A 17,907-nucleotide genomic window follows, 5' to 3' on the forward strand; every position below is an offset into this window, starting at 1 on the left:
GGCTGGGCGGGTTCCGCGAGCGCGAGGAGGCCCTATCGCAGGGCTCGCTGTTCGATGCAGTGCAAGGCGAGCCGGTGGTCGAATGATCGGGCGCGGCACTTCATTGTTCTAGACATTTACTTTTCGGAACGCATATCGGATGGAGATGAAATTGGATTTTCCCTACTCGCTGGTCGTATTCGACCTGGACGGCACCCTGGTCGACAGCGCCTCGGACATTTCCGAAGCGGTCAACCGCACGCTGGTGGACTGGTCGTTGCCACGTGTCGATGAAACCGTCATCCGCGGCTGGATCGGCGATGGAGCGCGCGCGCTGGTTGGCAGCGCGTTCGAACATGCAGGGAAAGCCATCGACCTGGACGAGGTCATGCCCGGATTCATGGTGCACTACGCCGACTGCCTGCTGCTCTATCCCAGCGTGTATCCGGGCGTAGTAGACACCCTCGAGACACTGCGCGCGCGCGGCATCGAGGTGGCGGTCTGCACGAACAAGCCCGAGCGATTCGTGCGTCCGCTGCTCGAGGCCTTGCAACTTGGCGATTACTTCGAGTGCATCGTCGGCGGCGACACCCTTGCCCAGCGCAAGCCGAGCGCGGTGCCGCTGCTGCACGTGGTGGAAAAGTTCGGCCTGCAGGTTTCGCAATGCCTGATGGTGGGCGACTCCGCCACCGACGTAGAGACAGCGGCGGCCGCCAACATGCAAATGGCGTTGGTCACCTACGGTTACCTGCGCGGCGTCGATCCGCACGCCGTGGCCGGCGTGCGCGTCATCGATGACCTGCGCGAGCTGCTGCTTGCCGCGTGAGCTGATGCTGGCTGCAGCAACCCCGATCTACGTGTAGAGCCGAGCAAGCTCGGCTCCACGACCGACTTCGCTCAGGGCCCCGGCTGGTAACGCAGGCTCAGGCCGTACTCGCGGCCGGGCTGGTTGTACCAGGCAATGGTTTCGTACTGGCGGTCGAACACGTTGGTCGCGCGTGCCTGCAGGGTCCAGTCGGGATGGAAGGCATATTCCAGTCGCAGGTCGAGCGTGCCGTAGCCGGCAAGGCGGGTCATGTTGGCCAGGTCGTCGTAGCGATGGCTGGCGCCATTGCCGGTCAGGCCCACGCGGAAATCGCCGAAGCTGCGATCCAGGTCGATGCGTGCCGTGTTGCGGGCGCGGCGTGCCAGCAGCTTGTCGTCGTAACCGGCCGAATGGTTGCGCGGATCGATGTGGCTCAACTGGGTGGCAACGTCGAATCCAGCCAGCTTGAATCCAACAGTGAACTCGGCGCCGCGGATGCGGGCCTCGTCCAGGTTGGTGCCGATGCCCAGGTAATCCGGCGGCGGGTAGACGAACACGATCAGGTCGTCGATGCGGGTCTCGAACACATTGAAGGTCCAGTTCCAGTCGTCCACATACTGGGTGATGCCCAGGTTGAAACTTCTCGACTGCTCGGGCTGCAAGCCGGGACTTTCCGAACCCGGGTAATACAGGTCGTTGAAGCTGGGCGCCTTGAAGCCGGTGCCGTACGAAGCGTTGAGACGGAAGCCCTTGCCGAAGGACATGCCCCAGCCGGCGCCGTAGGTGGCATGGCCGCCGAACTGCTCGTTGTCATCGTGGCGCACACTGGCCTGCAGCTGGTGCACGCCGAAGCGGCCCTGGTATTCGAGGTACGCAGCGTTGTTGGAGCGCTCTGTGACCATGAAGCCGGTGCTGCTGGTGATCTGGTCCTGCTGCCAGTCGGCGCCCGCAGTCAGCACCTGCGCATCGGTCAGCGTGAAGTCGCCTTGCAACGCGGCCGTATCGCGCCGGGTTTCAAACGTGTTGACGAAGCTGCGCGTGGCGCCGGTGCGGTAGTACGCATCGGACTGGTCGTCGGCGCGGCCGGCCTGCAGAGCCAGCTTGACCCGCTCGCTGGCCGTCCAGGTCAGTTTCCCGCCCGCCACGCGCTGCAGGTTCTCCGCTTCGTTGCCGCCGAAGCTGCTGCTGTCGTATTCGTTGTCGGCCTCGGCATTGAGGAAGTGGCCTTCGACCGTCAGTGCGTCGGTGAGGTCCATGCCCGCACGCAGCGACACCGACACGTTGCGGTAGCCATCCAGGTCGGGTTCGTCGGTGTAGCAGCCCTGGAACAGGGTGCCGGAACCGCGGCATGCGTTGATGCCGTCGGTCCGGTTATAGGCGCCCTCGGCGCTTATCCAGCCACGCTCGCCGCGGTTGCTGAAACCGGCACTGGCCTCACGCAGGTTGTGGCTGCCGGCGCCGATGCGGAAATGCGGAGCGAAGCCGATGCCGCCCTTGCGGGTGAAGATCTGGATGACGCCGCCGATCGCCTCGGATCCATACAGGCTGGAGCGCGGCCCGCGGATGATCTCGATGCGCTCGATCTGGTCGACCGGCAGGTCCTGGAACGAGGCCAGGCCGGCGGTCGCCGAACCGATGCGCACGCCATCCACCAGCACCAGCACGTGTTCGGAATCGGCGCCGCGCATGAATACGGAGGTGAGCTTGCCCGGACCGCCCTGGTTGCTCAGGTTGATGCCCGCGCGCCCACGCAACAGCTCCGGCAGCGAGCGCGCCTGGGTGCGTTCGATCTCTTCGCGGTCGATGACCTGTGCAGGCACCAGGCTGTCTTCGATGGCCACTTCGGTGCGGGTGCCGGTGACGACGACCTTGTCCAGGTCGGTGGCATCGGCGGCAATTTCCGCCTGCGCCATCGAAGGAAGGCCCAGCGCAATGGCCAGGGCAAGCAGGTGGGAAGAGGGGGCAACGGAACTGCGGTGCTGCATGGCGAGGTTCTCCAGCGCGCACGACCCGTACGCGGAAGTTGGAAGGGGTCGCAAGCAGGGGCAGACGCGCGAGGATCCACGACGGATCGCCGCCGCAATGCCCGCCGCATCGCAACCAGTAAGCTCCAGGGCCGGTCTCCGGGCTTGCGAGTTGAGGCGGCACTCGTTGGAGTGCGACATCGGCCGCGGCGCCTTCCCGCACCTGAGTGCAGTGGCTGTTGCTCTGGCTGGCTCGCTTACCGTTGCGGGGGCAGCGCCGGACTCGTCTTTCGCGACCTGGGTCGGAGGACTCACCGGCTTCCCGTTTCAACCCTTTGGCGCATGCCGCCGGGTCACCTTGAAGCGGGCGCAGTGTACATGATGGGCAAGCCCAGGAACTGGTGGGACAGGGCCCGTCATGCGCCAGTGTCGAGCCGGATGATTACCCTGGCGATGGGCATGTAGGAGCGAGGCGAGTCGCGAAGCAAGCATTGCCTGATTGCGAGCATGGTCCGGGACCAGGATTTCCTGGCTTCGCGACTTGCGTCGCTCCTACAACGGCAAGCCCGCGCATTCGCTCGGATAGCGGCGGCTCAGTCGTCGCTTTCGTCGCCGGTCGGATCATCCAGGAACCCGAAAACGGGCGTTTCCTCTTCGCTCATCTGGGTGGTGGTCACCGGTCCGGCGGCCGGGCGTCCACGTGGTGCGGGCAGCAGGGCGGTGGCCGCCTCGTATTGGGCTACCAGTACATGCCGGCGTGCCTCGGGTACTTCCTGCCAGTGGCAATCGGCGAGCGCGCCTTCAAGCGCATACAGCAGGTTGAGGCTGGGGCGGAACCCCGCGCGCTTGACCCGCATGAACGCGTCCACCGCGCCGGCAGTCGCGATTTCCTCCTGCGTGCGCAGGCCCACCTGGCGCAGCCACGCGGCGGACTTGGGCCCGATATTGCGCATCTTGATCGGCGGGGCAGCGCTCATTGCAGTGACTCCCGGAAAGCATCGACGATGGCTTCCAGCCCGTGCTGGTCTTCCTCATCGAAGCGATTGACCAGCGGACTGTCCAGGTCGAACACGCCGACCAGCGCGCCGGCGTGCACCACGGGCACGACCAGCTCCGAACGCGAGGCCGCATCGCAGGCGATATGGCCCGGGAACGCATCCACGTCGGCGACGCGCTGGGTCTGGCGGGTGCGGGCCGCGGCGCCGCAGACGCCCTTGTCCAGGGCAATGCGCACGCAGGCAGGCAAACCCTGGAACGGGCCGACCACCAGTTCCTTGCCGTCGTAGAAATAGAAGCCGACCCAGTTGAGGTCGGGCAGGGCGTGGTAGACCAGCGCGGCCAGGTTGGCGGCGTTGGCCACGCGATCGGGTTCGCCATGCATCAGGGCGCGTGCTTGCGCGACGAGCTGCGCATACTGCTCCGGCTTGCCGCCGGACAGGGTCTGGGTAGCGAATGACATGGGTCGATTCTATCCAATGGCCGTGATGGGGAGGGTCGGACCCTATCATTGGGGCCAATAACCAAAGAGAACGACGAACGGCGCACAAACCGGTAAGTCGTTGCACCGGAGCGGGTATGGACGCATTCGCAGGGACTGATTGATGGACGGTTTCTTCATTACCGGTACCGACACAGGCATCGGCAAGACCGTGGCCTCGACCGCGTTGCTGCACGCGTTGCGCGCGCGTGGATTGCATGCGGTGGGAATGAAGCCGGTGGCCAGCGGCTGCACGCGCAGTGGCGATGCCTGGCGCAACGACGATGCGCTGGCCCTGCTGGCCGCCAGCGATCCGCGCCCGGCTTATGCCGACCTCAATCCTTATGCATTGCAGGCCCCGCTGGCCCCGGAACTGGCCGCACGGGAAGCTGGCATCGAGATCGAGCTCGAAGTGATGGTGGCGGCGCACCAGCGCCTGCAGGCAACCGCGGACCTAGTGGTCGTGGAAGGCGTGGGCGGCTGGGCCGCGCCCTTGTCCGCCAGCCTGGACCAGGCCGACCTGGTCCGCAGCCTCGGCTTGCCGGTGGTGCTGGTGGTCGGCATGCGCCTGGGCTGCATCAACCATGCGCGCCTGACCACGCGCGCCATCGTCGACGACGGCTTCGCGCTGGTGGGCTGGATCGCCAACCACGTGGATCCGCAGATGGAGCGGCAGGATGAGAACTTCGACATCCTGACCATGAGGATGCAGGCGCCGTGCTGGGGCAGGCTGCCGTTTCAGCCCTGCGCCGACGCCAGCCTGCTGGCGCGCTCGCTTGATCTTCGACAAGCGGGCTTCAACGAATCCCGCAACGCTTAGAGCGAGAACCACCCGCGCGGTGGCCTCACCGCAAAACGATCACAACGGCGTTGCTGCGTAGCCGGAACTATCCGCGGGCAATAAAAAACCCGGCAGCGTGGGGGCTGCCGGGTCGGTTGCGCGGAGGGAGGGGAGCCGCGCAATAAAACGAACTACAAACTGTGTGTTGCTTACTTGCCCTTGGCGGCCTTGGTCGCCTTGGCCACGGTCGCCTGCGCGGTTTCGCTGGCGGCTTCGAACTGGCTCTTGGCCAGCTGGCCCAGCGCTTCGTTGGTCTTCAGGGTCAGGCCGATGACTTCCTGGCCGGCCGCGGCAACGCGCTCGGCATTGTCCTTGGCGATCTGCAGGCCCTTCGGCCACACGGTCTTGTAGGCTTCGACGTCGCGGATTTCGGACAGCTCGCCGAAGAACGCGGTGGTGGCTTCGATGTTCTTCTCGAAGGTCTTCAGCTGCACGCCGAAGATGGTCTCGGCATTCTCGAGGGCCAGACGGTTGGCGCGCGAAGCGGCGGCCGCGAACTGGTGGGTGAAGGTGGTGAACTGCTCGTTGATCTGTGCGGACATGGGATGTCTCCTGGAAAGGGTATTACCGACTTGGTGCGGCGCAGCATACAGCCGTAATTGTTGCATCGCAACAAGACCCGTATGGAATCCGACGAACGGTCAGTAACCGTTTAAAATCAAACGCTTGTATGAAGGCATCAGTGCTGGGGCTTGCCCAGGCTGTCCGACGGTGAGTCGCCGGAGTACGAAATCATGGCGGAACGACGCGCTTCTACCCGCGATAGCGGCAGCCGGAGGTGCAGGTCTCGTGGATAACGATCTCGCTCAGCGCCGGCAGCACCGGCTTCAGGCGTTCCCATACCCAGATCGCCAGCCGTTCGCTGGTCGGGTTCTCCAGGCCAGCGATGTCGTTGAGGTAGTGATGGTCCAACTGGTCGTAGATCGGCTGGAAGGCGGCCTTGATGTCGCCGAAATCCATCACCCAGCCGGTGTCGGCGCCAGGCTCCCCACCCACGCGTACCTCGATGCGGAACGAATGCCCGTGCAGGCGCGCGCACTTGTGCCCTGGCGGCACGTTCGGCAGCCGGTGCGCGGCTTCCAGGGTAAAGATCTTGAAGATGTCCATGGGCGGCATTGTAGGGGAGTGGATGGGATGGGCTGACGGCGGGGATTGCCGTGCATTGCCGCTGGAGAGCAGTTGTGGGAGGGGCTTCAGCCCCGACGCCTTACGCCAGGAGCGTCGGGGCTGAAGCCCCTCCCACAAAGGCAAAAGGCCGGCCCGAGGGCCGGCCTTTCATTGCTCGCTTGGCAACGCTCAGCGCGCCGGACGTGCGCCCTGGCGGTACGGGTTGGGACTGCGGGCGCCATCGCGCTGCTGTCCCGGGCCGCCGGGGTTGCCGGCGCCGGTGCGCTGCTTCGGACCGGCATGCGCATGACGCGGCGCATCGGCATGCGGGCGACGCGCGGTGCTGGCACGGCGCGGGGCATTGTTGCCGCCCGGACGCTCGTTGGGCGGGTTGTCGTTGCCCCAGCGGATCGGCCGCATCGGCTCGAAGCCGGGCACATCGCGGATTTCCACGTCGCGCTTCAGCATGCGGGTGATCGCACGCAGCAGCTTGGCCTCGTCCTGGGCGACCAGCGAGATCGCCTCGCCCTGCGAACCGTTGCGGCCGGTGCGGCCGATGCGGTGCACGTAATCCTCGGCGACCATCGGCAGGTCGAAGTTGATGACGGTCGGCAGCTGGTCGATGTCGATGCCGCGCGCGGCGATGTCGGTGGCGACCAGTACGTTGATGCGGCCTGCCTTGAAGTCCTTCAGCGCACGCAAACGTGCACCCTGGCTCTTGTTGCCGTGGATGGCGGCGACCTTGATCCCGGACTGCTCCAGGAACTTGGCCAGCTTGTCGCAGCCGTGCTTGGTGCGGCCGAAGACGAGCGCCTGCTTGCGCGAATCAACCGCCAGCAGGTGCAGCAGCAGGTCGCGCTTGCGCGGGCCATCCACCGGATGCACGCGGTGGCTGATGGTGTCGGCCACGGTGTTGCTGGGAGTGACCTGGATCTGCTTGGGATCAACCATGAAGTCCAGCGCCAGCTTCTTGATGCTGTCGACGAAGGTCGCCGAGAACAGCAGGGTCTGCCGGTTCTGCTTGGGCAGCTTGGCCAGGATGCGCTGGATCGCAGGCAGGAAGCCCATGTCCAGCATGCGGTCGGCTTCGTCCAGCACCAGGATCTCGATGCCCGACAGGTCCACGTTGCGGCGGTCCATGTGGTCGATCAGACGACCCGGGGTGGCCACGATCAGGTCCACGCCACGACGCAGCGCGTCCTGCTGCGGGCCCATGCCGGCGCCGCCGTAGATGGTGGTGCTGGGGATGCGCAGGTACTTGCTGTAGTCACGCAGGCTGTCATGCACCTGCACGGCCAGCTCGCGGGTCGGGGCCAGGATCAGCGCACGCGGCTTGCGGATGCCATTCACCGCCTGCGGCGAGGTGCCCAGGTGCTGCAGCAGCGGCAGGCCGAACGCGGCGGTCTTGCCGGTGCCGGTCTGCGCGCCGGCCATCAGGTCGTGGCCGGCCAGGGCCAGCGGAATGGCCTGGGTCTGGATGGGGGTGGGGGTGTCGTAACCCTGTTCTTTCAGGGCACGCAGCAGGAAGGGCGAAAGCCCGAGGTTTTCAAAAGACATTCGATGAAGCTCCAGTATTTCGATCAAGGCAGCCCAGGCGGCCACGCAAGGCGCGGACGAGGGAGGACCAGCAGTGGATCGAGGTATTACCCGAAGCGTTCCCGATGAACCGCGCTGCGAGGAATGAATGCGGCCGGCGCCAAAGCGGCGTGGCCGTATCTGCAAGGCGAATGGCGTCGGAGTGGGGGCGGGCGCATCGGTCCGATTGAGGGGACCTGAGGCGCCGGCGATCCCGAAGGGAAACGGACGGCCGCTTGCAAACGGGGCGTACTGTAACCCATCGAAGGCTGAATAGGGGCCTGGCGGCATGGAAAACATCGGCCCTGCCCGTTCAGCAATGGAGCGGGAGCCCGGAAAGCCGGGAACGGAACCACCACTCCTGCTGAAAACACCATGTGGATCCCGCTACCCGAGACTCGGCTACCGCCTCGCCGCGGGCTTCGTGATCTCTGGGGGCAGGTGTTACGGAGTAAGCGGGAACGGCCTCGGCGCATGCGCGGCCAAAAGCAGGCCTGGCGGCGGGCCGCAGGAAATCTACTGCGATGGAAGGTGCAGGGTGGTGCGCGTGCCGCGGCCATCCACCGAGGAAAACCGCAGCTGCCAGCCCAGGTGTTCGCACAGGCGCGAGATCAGGTCCAGGCCGATGCCGCCGCCATCGCGACCGCCTCGCGCGACCTTGGCGTAGATCCGGCTGATGTCCTCCGGCGACATGCCGTGGCCGGGATCGTCGATCACCACGGTGGCATCCTCGCGCAGGCCGATGCGGATTTCGCCGCTGTCGCTGTTCTCGATGGCGTTGCGCAACAGGTTGCCGATGGCGGCCTGCACGATGGCCACCGGCGCGACGATTTCGCAGGCCGGCATGCTGCCCAGCACCAGCACCAGGTCCTTGTCGCGGGTCAGGTGGCGATGGTCCTCGATGATGTCGGGCAGCAACTGCCCCAGTTCCACGCGGTCGCTGGACTCGGCCAGCCGCGACGGATCCTTGGCCAGAGTCAGCAACAGTGAAATCAGCTGCTCGACCTTGCGCGCGGTGCGGTGGATGCGCGCCACCTGGTTGCGCGCCGGGGCCGGCACGTCGGCCTGTTCCAGCACCAGCTCGGCCGCGCCCGCGATCACCGCGATCGGCGTGCGCAGCTCGTGGCTGGAGCTGGCGATGAAGGCCTGCTCGCGCGCCACGAAACTCTGGTTGCGTTGCAGGTAATCGTTGAAGGCCTCGGCGATCACCACCATCTCGGCGCTGGCGGCGGGCCCCACCGTGACCTGCTGGTCGGGGGTTTCCGGCTTCAACTGTTCCACTTGCGCGGCCAGCGTGGCCAGCGGCTGGATGCTCAGGCCCAGCCGCCACATGACCACCAGGCCCAGGATCAGGATCACGATCACGGTGCTGGCCGCCACCGCCAGGCTGATGGTGCCTTCGACGCCTTCGAACTGGGTCAGGTCCAGGGCCATGGCCACCGGCTTGCCGTCGATCTGTTCAATCAGCACCACGCTGTTGACGCCGTCCAGGGACATGTCGTCGTGCAGGCCGGGTTCCAGCGAGGCAAGCTGTGGAGGCAAAACGGGCGAACCGGCGATTCCGTACATGCGCAAGGTGTCGGTGTCGTGCCAGCGATAGGCGGGATTGGCCTGGGTGCGCTGGCCGTAATAGTCCAGCTCCGAACGCAGCAGCGACTCCCACGCCAAGTGCTCGACCCGCTCGTGGATGATGTAGCCGCCAACCAGGACGGCGGTGGACAGCAGCACGGCGTAGATCACCAGCCATTGCAGGATGCGGTATTTCAGTTGCGGCCTATGGGCCATCGGGTGCTTCCTTGGCAATGGCGGCCAGCCGGTAGCCGACCCGGGGCAGGGTGTGGATGAGTTTCTCGGCAAACGGGCCGTCCACGCTGCGCCGCAATTCGTAGATGTGGGAACGCAGCATGTCCCCATCGGGCGGCTCATCACCCCACAGCGCGTGTTCGAGGCGTTCCCGGCTCACGGCCGCGGGGCTGGCCAGCATCAGGGTTTCCAGCAGCTTGCGGCAGGCCGGGTACAGGTGCAGCGAGCGGCCCGCGCGGCTCACTTCCAGGGTGGTGGGGTCCAGGCGCAGGTCGGCCACTTCCAGCAGGCGGCTGCGACCACGGCCTGCGGCACGCGCCAGCAATGCCTCGATGCGGACTTCCAGCTCGGGCAGTGCGAATGGCTTGGTCAGGTAGTCGTCGGCGCCGGCCCGGAAGCCTGCGATCTTGTCGGGCAGTTCGTCACGGGCGGTCAGCATGATCACCGGAACCCCGCAATTGTGCTCGGCGCGCAGCCGGCTCAGCACTTCGCGTCCATCCATGCGCGGCAGCATCCAGTCCAGGATGACCACGTCATAGCTTCCATGGGTCGCCAGATGCAGGCCGGTGACGCCATCGGGGGCGGCGTCGAGCGTATGCCCGCGGGCTTCGAAATACTCGAACAGATTGGCGACCAGGCTGCGGTTGTCTTCGATCACCAGCAGTCGCATCAAGGGTATCCGGTGAGCCGGGCCGGGAGCCGGCATCGCCCTTGATGCTCCCAGCATCGGGGGCTGGCTGTCAAAGAACAACGCCAGCCGCTGGCGGGTTCTGGCGCGTGATCTTTCACGCCAAAGTAACGAATCTACGACAACCTTCAGACATTCCGCTTCCCAAGCTTGCACGCTTCATATGAGTCCGGGACACATCCGCTAACGTTCCGGACCGGCTTTGGTGCAGGATTCACCCGCACCAGACTCCTCCCTGCCGGCGCTGCCAACTTCCATGATCGAAACCCCTTCCTCCGCGCCTGCGGAACTGTCCGTGGTGGTGCCCGTGTTCAACGAACGGGACAACGTGGCCCCGCTGATCCACGAAATCGTGGCCGCGCTGCGCCCGCTGCTGCCGTTCGAGATCGTCTACGTGGACGACCATTCAACCGACGACACCATTGCCCGGCTGCTGGCGCTGAAGCAGGAGGTTCCCGAGCTTCGCGTGCTGGGGCACGGCGTGCAGAGCGGCCAGAGCACCGCCATCCGCACCGGCGTCAACGCCGCCCGGGCCAGCTGGATCGCGACCCTGGATGGCGATGGCCAGAACGACCCGGCCGACATTCCCAAGCTGCTGCAGGCCCGCGCCAAGGCGGACGGCCAGGTGAAACTGTTCGCGGGCTGGCGGGTCAACCGCCAGGACACCGCCAGCAAGCGCTGGGCTTCGCGCTGGGCCAATGCGATCCGTTCGCGGATGTTGCGCGACGACACGCCCGACACCGGCTGCGGCATCAAGCTGTTCGAGCGCGGCGCGTTCCTGGACCTGCCCTATTTCGACCACATGCACCGCTACCTGCCGGCCCTGATGCAGCGGGCCGGCTGGCGCACGCTCAGCATCCCGGTCAACCATCGCAACCGTTCTTCCGGGGTGTCCAAGTACAACAACCTCAACCGCGCCTGGGTGGGCATCAGCGACCTGCGCGGCGTAGCGTGGCTGATCCGGCGCAGCCGGATCCCGCGCGCCCGGGAACTGTGAGCCGCACATGCATCCGATGAACCAGGAAATACTGTGGCTGGGCTGGACCGGCCTGCACATGACGCCGTGGAAGGTGATCGGCATGATTGGCGCGCTGATGTTCGGGGCGCGCTGGCTGGTCCAGTTCGTGGCTTCGCGGCGGGCCCGCAAGCCGGTGATTCCGCGCCTGTTCTGGTACATGAGCATCGTCGGCAGCCTGATGACGCTGAGCTATTTCCTGTTCTCCGCCAAGCAGGATGCCGTCGGCGTGATCCAGAACCTGTTCCCGGCGTTCACTGCCCTCTACAGCCTGCGCCTGGATATCCGCCATCGCGGCTGGAAGCGCGACCGCGCCGGCCACTGAGCCGCGTCTAGCCCGCCAGCTGGCCAGGATCGACCGCCTCTTCGGCGCGCGCCGGGTCGGGCGGGGCGTAGATCCCCAGCCGATAGCCCATGCGCGGCAGGGTGTGCAGGAGCTTGACCGCGAACGGGCCGTCGATGCTGCGGCGCAGTTCGTAGATGTGCGAGCGCAGAAGGTTGCCGTCCGGCGGTTCTTCGCCCCACAGCGCCACTTCAAGGCGCTCGCGGGAGACAGCCGCCGGACTGGCCTGCATCAGGATTTCCAGCAATTTGCGGCAGGCCGGGTAAAGATGCAGGACGCGCCCTTCGCGATAGGCTTCCAGGGTGCGCAGGTCCAGGCGCAGGCCATGGATTTCCAGCACGCGGCTGCGCCCACGTTCACCGCTGCGGGCCAGCAGGGCCTCCAGGCGGACTTCAAGTTCGGGCAGGGCGAAGGGTTTGGTCAGGTAGTCGTCCGCCCCGGCGCGGAAGCCGGCGATCTTGTCGGGCAGTTCATCGCGTGCGCTGAGGATGATCACCGGCTGGGTGGGATGGTGCAGGCGCAGGCGCCGCAGCACTTCGCGTCCGTCCATGCGCGGCAGCATCCAGTCCAGCAGCACGATGTCGTAGGCATGATGGGTGGCCAGGTGCAATCCGGTTATGCCATCGGGCGCGGCATCCAGCGTGTGGCCCCTGGCCTCGAAATAATCGAAGAGGTTGGCCACCAGGCTTGCGTTGTCTTCCACCACAAGCAATCGCACAATCCGGACTCCAGTGGACAGGGATGAAGCGCAGCGCATGTTTCCATCGGGGCGGTCGGAAAAACGTCAGAGCTGCCGGTTCTCACAGAATTCCTACGCTGCCATCGCCACCATTCCTGCACGAATTCCCGGGGTAGCCCTGTCTTGACGTCCAGTCCCCACCGCTTGCGCCTGCCCCCGGCCGGCTTCGTTTTCCTGGTCGTACTCGCCATGCTCAGCCTGTTGGCCGGGCTGGGACTGCGCGAACCTTCGCCGCCGGATGAGCCGCGCTTCGTGCTGGCGGCCCGCGACATGGTCGAATCCGGGCAGTGGCTGTTCCCGCATCGCGGCATCCAGTTCTATGCTGAAAAGCCGCCGGTCTTCATGTGGATGCAGGCTGCCGCGTACGAGGTGATCGGCCAGTGGCGAATCGCCTTCCTGCTGCCGTCGCTGCTGGCGGCGCTGCTGACGCTATGGCTGACCTACGACCTGACCGCCCGGTTGTGGAGCCGGAAGGCCGGCCGTTACGCCGCCCTGGCCCTGTTCGTCTGCCTGCAGTTCGGCCTGCAGGCCAAGCGCGGGCAGATCGACATGGTGCTGGTGGCCATGACCACGTTCTCGCTGTACGGACTGGCGCGTCATCTGCTGCGCGGGCCCGACTGGCGCTGGGCATGGCTGGGATTCTTTGCCGCGGGGCTTGGCACGGTAACCAAGGGCGTCGGCTTCCTGCCACTGCTGGTGCTGCTGCCGTGGGCGGCGCTGTGGTGGCGCAATCGCCAGCAACCCCGGGTGGAGCGGCCTTCCGGCAATGCCTGGCGGTGGGGCGTGGCGGTGCTGTGCTTCATCGCCGGCGCCGGCGTATGGGTGTTTCCGATGCTGCTGGCGGTGTTCAACAGCCATGACCCGGCGTTCCAGGCCTATGCCAGCGAGATCCTGTTCAAGCAGACCGGCAAGCGCTATGCCGGCGCATGGCACCACGTGCAGCCGTTCTGGTATTTCGCCCAGGTGATCGTGACCCTGTGGCTGCCCGGCGCCCTGCTGCTGCCCTGGCTGGCGCCCGCGTGGTGGCGCCGCCTGCGTCGCGGCGATCCGCGCTTGTGGCTGCTGCTGGGCTGGAGCGCGCTGGTGCTGCTGTTCTTCAGCGCCAGTCCCGGCAAGCGCGAGGTCTACATCTTTCCCATGCTTCCCGCCTTGTGCGTGGCGGCGGGCGTGCTGTTGCCAGGCCTGATGAAACGCGTCGGCGTGCAGCGCACGTTGCTTGCCTACCTGCTGGCGCTGTCGCTGGGAATGGGAGCGATGGCGCTGTCCGGGCTGCTGGGTGCAAGCGAGTGGGCGCATCGCCTTGCTGCACAGCGCGACATCGACGAAGCCACGTTGCGGACATTCCTGCAGTGGATGCTGGCCTTCGGCGCATGTTCGCTTGCGGTGGTCCTGTGGGCCCGCACGCGGCGGCTGGGGGCGGCCATGGTGGTGGTGACGGCCTTGCTGTGGGCGACCTATGGCCTGGGCCTGGCGCCCACCCTGGATGCAGACAGCTCGGCGCGCAAGCTGATGCAGCGGGTCGGCGCGCATATCGGGCCGCAGGCGCAACTGGGCATGGTGGCCTGGCGCGAACAGAACCTGCTGCAGAGCGATCGTCCCACCACGGACTTCGGTTTCAAGAAGTCATGGGAGGAACAATGGGCCGCCGCCGGCCCCTGGTTGCTGGCGGACCCGTCGCATCGCTGGATCTTCGTACTCGACAAGGCGTTGACGCCCTGCGCCGACCGGTCCCTGGTGGTCGAGATCGGCCAGTCGAACCGCAACCACTGGCTGCTGGTGCCGGGCACGGCATGGAAGCCCGGCTGCACCACGCCGGCTTTCCCAGGCGAAGAGGGCCAGGTCCCTTGAATCAGGGCTGAGCTGCCGTTCACGGATTAACCCCCAGCGAACATCGCTCCGACCTCGCTCCGACAGTGGCACCGCAATCATCTGCCGCATCCGGTCACCGTGCGCGCGAATGCAATTGCCACCTTTTGTCCTGCTTCCCCAGCCGTCGTCCGCGATTGGCCCAGTCCCGTCCGGCGTCCGCTATCGGGATGGACTGCGGCGGCTTGCATCGTCCTATTACATCCGGCATCTGTGGATGCCGGTAGCCGCCTGGGTGGCCTTGACCGCGGTGCTGATGGGGCTGCATTGGGATTTCTGGCTGGCCGATCGCGTGTATGCGATGGAGGGCCATGCCTGGACGCTGCAATCGGGTTACCTGACCCAGGATCTGATCCACGCCGCGGGCCGCCAGGCCAGCAAGGATGCCTGGTTCGTCCTGCTGCTGATAGCAATCGGGTCGGCGCTGGTGCCCGCTGGCCGTCAGTGGTTCAGGCCGTTGACGTACCTGCTGGTGGCGACGCTGCTGTCCACTGCCGTTGTGGGAGCGCTGAAACGTTGGACCAACATGGATTGCCCATGGGACCTGCTGCGTTACGGTGGCCATCACCTGTATTACGGACTGTTCACCGCCCGGCCGGCCGCGCTCGGGCACGGCCAGTGCTTTCCGGCCGGCCATGCCGGCGCCGGTTATGCATGGATCGCGCTGTATTTCTTCTTTGCCGCCACGCGCCCGCGCTGGCGAGGGTGGGGGCTCGGGCTGGGGCTGGCGGTGGGCCTGGTCTTCGGGATTGCCCAACAGCTGCGCGGCGCGCATTTCCTTTCCCATGACCTGTGGTCACTGATGACCTGCTGGCTGGTGGCATTGGCGCTGTACCGGCTGATGCTGTGGAACCGCCCGGCACCTGCAATCCTTAGGTCCAGGCCATGAGTGCGACCCTGCTCTCACGCGCGCTGGGCAAACGGGCGGTGGGTTCGGCGGCCTGGTGGAAGACGACGCCGACACTTGCTTCGGAAAGCCTGATCCTGCTGGCCAGCCTGCTGTTCACCCTGTTCAGCAATGGCGCGTTCTGGCATGCCGCACTCTCCAGTCCCTTGCAGCAATGGCGGCTTGGGCTTTCGCTGTTCCTGGTGGTGACTGCGCTGCATGCATTCCTGCTGGGCCTGGTCGTCAATCGCTGGACCGCCAAGCCCTTGCTGACGGTGCTGCTGCTGGTGACGGCGGCCGCGGCCCATTACATGAACGTGTTTGGCGTCTACCTGGACGTCGACATGTTGCGCAACGTGCTGCATACCGACAGCAAGGAATCGAGCGAGTTGCTGACCTGGGGCCTGCTGCTGCCCCTGCTGGTTACCCTGGTACCGGTGGCGTTGCTATGGCGCACGCGGCTGTCCAGGCGCAGCTGGCCTCGCGCGCTGCTGATACGCGTCGCATTCCTGGCAGGCATGGTGCTGGTGGGCGGCGCAGGCGTGCTGATGTCATCGCAGGGGATCTCCTCGCTGGTGCGCATGCATCGTGAAGTGCGCCATCTGGTGACGCCGGCCAACTACCTGGTGTCCCTGGTGAAAGTGCTGCGTGCCTCGCCGCCCGGCCCCAAGCGCGCGCTGCTTCCGGTGGGAATGGATGCCAAACAAACCCCCAGGGCGCCCGGCGGCAAGCCCCGCCTGCTGGTGCTGGTGGTGGGCGAAACGGCGCGCGCGCAGAACTGGGGCCTGAACGGCTATGCGCGCCAGACCACCCCGGAACTTTCCCAGATCGATGGACTGCTCAACTTCGGCGACGTGACGGCCTGCGGCACCAGCACCGAAGTCTCGTTGCCATGCATGTTTTCACCCTATGGGCGCCGCAACTACGACGAGGGCAACATCCGCAGCCACCAGTCACTGCTGCACGTGCTGGACCACGCGGGCATTTCCGTTCTGTGGCGCGACAACCAGTCCGGCTGCAAGGGCGTGTGCGACGGCCTGCCGACCGAGCGTCTGGCCGACGCAAATGATCCCGAACTCTGCAACGGCAAGCGCTGCCTGGATGGAATCCTGCTGGCCGGCCTGGCTGCGCAGCTGCCGGCGCGGCCAGGGGACCGGGTGGTGGTCCTGCATCAGTTGGGCAACCATGGGCCGAGCTACTTCGAGCGCTATCCCCCGCAGTTCAAGCGCTTCACCCCCACCTGCGACTCTGCCGAGCTCGACCTGTGCAAGCGCGAGGAGATCGTCAACGCGTATGACAATGCGATTTCCTACACCGACCATTTCCTGGCCCAGGCGATCGGCGTGCTGAAGTCGCAGCCCGACTACGACAGCGCCATGATCTATGTGTCCGACCATGGCGAATCGCTGGGCGAAAAAGGGCTGTTCCTGCACGGCGTCCCGTATGCCATTGCTCCGAAGGAGCAAACGCACGTGCCGATGGTGATGTGGTTCTCGCCTGGTTTCCAGGCCAACGCGTCGCTGGACATGGCTTGCCTGCAGCGCGAGGCGACCCAGCCTGCAAGCCACGACAATCTGTTCGCATCGGTGCTGGGCCTGTTGCAGGTCAGCACCGGAGAATACCGTCGATCGGAGGACCTGTTCGCCAACTGCCGCAAGCCCGGCTAGCCCCGAGGCGCCCGGGCCAATAAAAACCCCGCAATTGCGGGGTTTTTGTTTTATCAATCAACAAGATGCGTTGGTGGCTATGGGTGGACTCGAACCACCGACCCCGTCATTATGAGTGACGTGCTCTAACCGGCTGAGCTACATAGCCGTCGATTGAACCGCGCATTTTTCCCGCCCTGCCGTCGCATGTCAATGAAAACCGCATTGCTTGAGACATCGGCGTGCGCGTGGCACAGTCGGAGCCAGTAGATTTCAGGAGTCCGCATCGTGATCGATCCGGACGGCTACCGACCCAATGTCGGCATAGTGTTGATGGGCCCGGATGGGCGGGTGTTCTGGGCGCGTCGGGTGCGCCGGGATGGCTGGCAGTTCCCGCAGGGCGGCATGAACACCGATGAGACCCCGGTCGAGGCCATGTACCGCGAATTGCGCGAGGAAACCGGCTTGCTCCCTGAGCACGTCGAGGTCCTGGGCGCCACCCCCGGCTGGCTGCGATACCGCTTGCCGCATCGCGCTGTGCGTCATAACGAGCGCCACGTCTGCATTGGCCAGAAGCAGGTCTGGTTCCTGCTGCGACTGGTTGGCGATGAATCCCACGTGCGCCTGGATTTGACTGAAACCCCCGAGTTCGACCATTGGCGCTGGGTGGACTTCTGGTACCCCATGGAACATGTGGTGATCTTCAAGCGTGGCGTCTACGCCCGCGCACTGGGGCATCTGGCGCCATTCGCCCGCGTGGCGGCGGGCGCCCAGGCGATACCGCAGATGCTGCTGGACGCGTGGCTGCCGGAGCTGGGCCTGGGTCGCTCGGTTCCGGGACGGCGTCCGCCCGCCCGCCGTGACGACAGGAATTGACAATCATTCTCATTCGGGATGAAATAGGCACAGCCTGACCGGCTGCCAGGAGTCCCCCCGTGTACGTATGCATCTGCAACGGAGTCACCGACCACCAGATCCGCGATGCCGCGGCCAATGGTGTTCGCAGCGTAGCCGAGCTGACCATGCGCACGGGTTGTGGCGCCACGTGCGGGACGTGCCTGGACACGGCCGCCGCGATCCTCGAGGCACATGCACCGGCGCCGCGCACTGCGTTTTCGGTGCCCATGCTGGGCGCTGCCATTTCCCAGGCGGCTTGACCCCGGTGCCCACCCG

General features: G+C 65.8%; 18 protein-coding genes, 1 tRNA gene and 1 riboswitch. Of the genes, 9 read left to right on the plus strand and 10 right to left on the minus strand.

The features are described from left to right. Positions 1 to 151: 151 nt before the first annotated feature. Entirely contained in the window at positions 152 to 805 is a 654-nt protein-coding gene (gene gph / locus DT603_RS02950) for a phosphoglycolate phosphatase (RefSeq protein WP_162348741.1), read from the plus strand. 71 nt (positions 806 to 876) lie between these two features. Here gph and btuB read toward each other — a convergent pair whose 3' ends face one another. The 3 genes from btuB to DT603_RS02965 all read right to left on the minus strand — a co-directional run bounded on the left by btuB (position 877) and on the right by DT603_RS02965 (position 4,207). Further along, complete coding sequence (gene btuB / locus DT603_RS02955; protein ID WP_162348373.1) at positions 877 to 2,769, minus strand: TonB-dependent vitamin B12 receptor; 1,893 nt, start codon at positions 2,767 to 2,769, stop codon at positions 877 to 879. Positions 2,770 to 2,881: 112 nt separating this feature from the next. Further along, positions 2,882 to 3,124: riboswitch (cobalamin riboswitch) on the minus strand. Between the two features lie 217 nt (positions 3,125 to 3,341). Continuing rightward, the gene (locus tag DT603_RS02960; RefSeq protein WP_343037710.1) at positions 3,342 to 3,725 is read right to left on the minus strand and encodes a TfoX/Sxy family protein; all 384 of its coding nucleotides are present in this window, start codon (positions 3,723 to 3,725) and stop codon (positions 3,342 to 3,344) included. Then, positions 3,722 to 4,207, minus strand: a complete 486-nt coding sequence (locus tag DT603_RS02965) for a GAF domain-containing protein (protein ID WP_162348374.1) — start codon at positions 4,205 to 4,207, stop codon at positions 3,722 to 3,724. Before DT603_RS02965 ends, DT603_RS02960 begins: the two co-directional genes overlap by 4 nt. A gap of 142 nt (positions 4,208 to 4,349) precedes the next feature. On the opposite strand from DT603_RS02965, the gene bioD reads away from it, so the two are divergent. After that, entirely contained in the window at positions 4,350 to 5,045 is a 696-nt protein-coding gene (bioD, locus tag DT603_RS02970) for a dethiobiotin synthase (RefSeq protein ID WP_162348375.1), read from the plus strand. A 170-nt stretch (positions 5,046 to 5,215) separates the two neighbouring features. Here the strand turns inward: bioD and DT603_RS02975 are convergent, their stop codons facing one another. The 5 genes from DT603_RS02975 to DT603_RS02995 all read right to left on the minus strand — a co-directional run bounded on the left by DT603_RS02975 (position 5,216) and on the right by DT603_RS02995 (position 10,221). After that, positions 5,216 to 5,608, minus strand: coding sequence for a phasin family protein (locus tag DT603_RS02975; protein ID WP_162348376.1), 393 nt, complete (start codon positions 5,606 to 5,608; stop codon positions 5,216 to 5,218). 211 nt (positions 5,609 to 5,819) lie between these two features. Further along, a complete protein-coding gene (gene queD, locus DT603_RS02980; RefSeq protein WP_162348377.1) occupies positions 5,820 to 6,173 on the minus strand; it encodes a 6-carboxytetrahydropterin synthase QueD in 354 nt (117 codons plus the stop codon). 189 nt (positions 6,174 to 6,362) lie between these two features. Beyond that, positions 6,363 to 7,730, minus strand: coding sequence for a DEAD/DEAH box helicase (locus tag DT603_RS02985; protein WP_162348378.1), 1,368 nt, complete (start codon positions 7,728 to 7,730; stop codon positions 6,363 to 6,365). Positions 7,731 to 8,264: 534 nt separating this feature from the next. Further along, positions 8,265 to 9,533 (minus strand): sensor histidine kinase, encoded by a 1,269-nt coding sequence (locus DT603_RS02990; RefSeq protein ID WP_162348379.1) that lies wholly within the window; start codon positions 9,531 to 9,533, stop codon positions 8,265 to 8,267. Further along, entirely contained in the window at positions 9,523 to 10,221 is a 699-nt protein-coding gene (locus tag DT603_RS02995) for a response regulator transcription factor (RefSeq protein ID WP_162348380.1), read from the minus strand. The genes DT603_RS02990 and DT603_RS02995 overlap by 11 nt, the downstream gene beginning before the upstream one ends. A gap of 274 nt (positions 10,222 to 10,495) precedes the next feature. On the opposite strand from DT603_RS02995, the gene DT603_RS03000 reads away from it, so the two are divergent. Further along, positions 10,496 to 11,236: a glycosyltransferase family 2 protein gene (locus DT603_RS03000; RefSeq protein WP_162348381.1), complete on the plus strand. Its 741-nt coding sequence runs from the start codon at positions 10,496 to 10,498 to the stop codon at positions 11,234 to 11,236. A gap of 16 nt (positions 11,237 to 11,252) precedes the next feature. Next, a complete protein-coding gene (locus DT603_RS03005) occupies positions 11,253 to 11,579 on the plus strand; it encodes a lipid-A-disaccharide synthase N-terminal domain-containing protein (RefSeq protein WP_425500925.1) in 327 nt (108 codons plus the stop codon). Positions 11,580 to 11,586: 7 nt separating this feature from the next. Here the strand turns inward: DT603_RS03005 and DT603_RS03010 are convergent, their stop codons facing one another. Continuing rightward, on the minus strand, positions 11,587 to 12,315 hold the full coding sequence (locus DT603_RS03010; protein WP_162348383.1) for a response regulator: 729 nt from the start codon (positions 12,313 to 12,315) through the stop codon (positions 11,587 to 11,589). Positions 12,316 to 12,459: 144 nt separating this feature from the next. Between DT603_RS03010 and DT603_RS03015 the strand changes: the two genes are divergently transcribed. The 3 genes from DT603_RS03015 to DT603_RS03025 all read left to right on the plus strand — a co-directional run bounded on the left by DT603_RS03015 (position 12,460) and on the right by DT603_RS03025 (position 16,755). Further along, a complete protein-coding gene (locus DT603_RS03015) occupies positions 12,460 to 14,184 on the plus strand; it encodes an ArnT family glycosyltransferase (protein ID WP_425500926.1) in 1,725 nt (574 codons plus the stop codon). A gap of 235 nt (positions 14,185 to 14,419) precedes the next feature. Then, entirely contained in the window at positions 14,420 to 15,091 is a 672-nt protein-coding gene (locus DT603_RS03020) for a phosphatase PAP2 family protein (protein WP_246191550.1), read from the plus strand. Continuing rightward, positions 15,088 to 16,755: a phosphoethanolamine transferase gene (locus DT603_RS03025; protein WP_162348385.1), complete on the plus strand. Its 1,668-nt coding sequence runs from the start codon at positions 15,088 to 15,090 to the stop codon at positions 16,753 to 16,755. Before DT603_RS03020 ends, DT603_RS03025 begins: the two co-directional genes overlap by 4 nt. A gap of 71 nt (positions 16,756 to 16,826) precedes the next feature. Here the strand turns inward: DT603_RS03025 and DT603_RS03030 are convergent. Beyond that, positions 16,827 to 16,903: transfer RNA gene (locus DT603_RS03030), tRNA-Met, on the minus strand. A 119-nt stretch (positions 16,904 to 17,022) separates the two neighbouring features. Between DT603_RS03030 and DT603_RS03035 the strand changes: the two genes are divergently transcribed. Together DT603_RS03035 and DT603_RS03040 are read left to right on the plus strand one after the other, a co-directional pair. Further along, positions 17,023 to 17,610: an RNA pyrophosphohydrolase gene (locus DT603_RS03035; protein ID WP_162348386.1), complete on the plus strand. Its 588-nt coding sequence runs from the start codon at positions 17,023 to 17,025 to the stop codon at positions 17,608 to 17,610. A gap of 59 nt (positions 17,611 to 17,669) precedes the next feature. Further along, complete coding sequence (locus DT603_RS03040; RefSeq protein WP_162348387.1) at positions 17,670 to 17,891, plus strand: (2Fe-2S)-binding protein; 222 nt, start codon at positions 17,670 to 17,672, stop codon at positions 17,889 to 17,891. The last annotated feature ends 16 nt before the right edge of the window (positions 17,892 to 17,907 follow it).

Origin of the sequence: Pseudoxanthomonas gei, assembly GCF_010119615.1 — a bacterium.
GTDB lineage: Bacteria > Pseudomonadota > Gammaproteobacteria > Xanthomonadales > Xanthomonadaceae > Pseudoxanthomonas_A > Pseudoxanthomonas_A gei.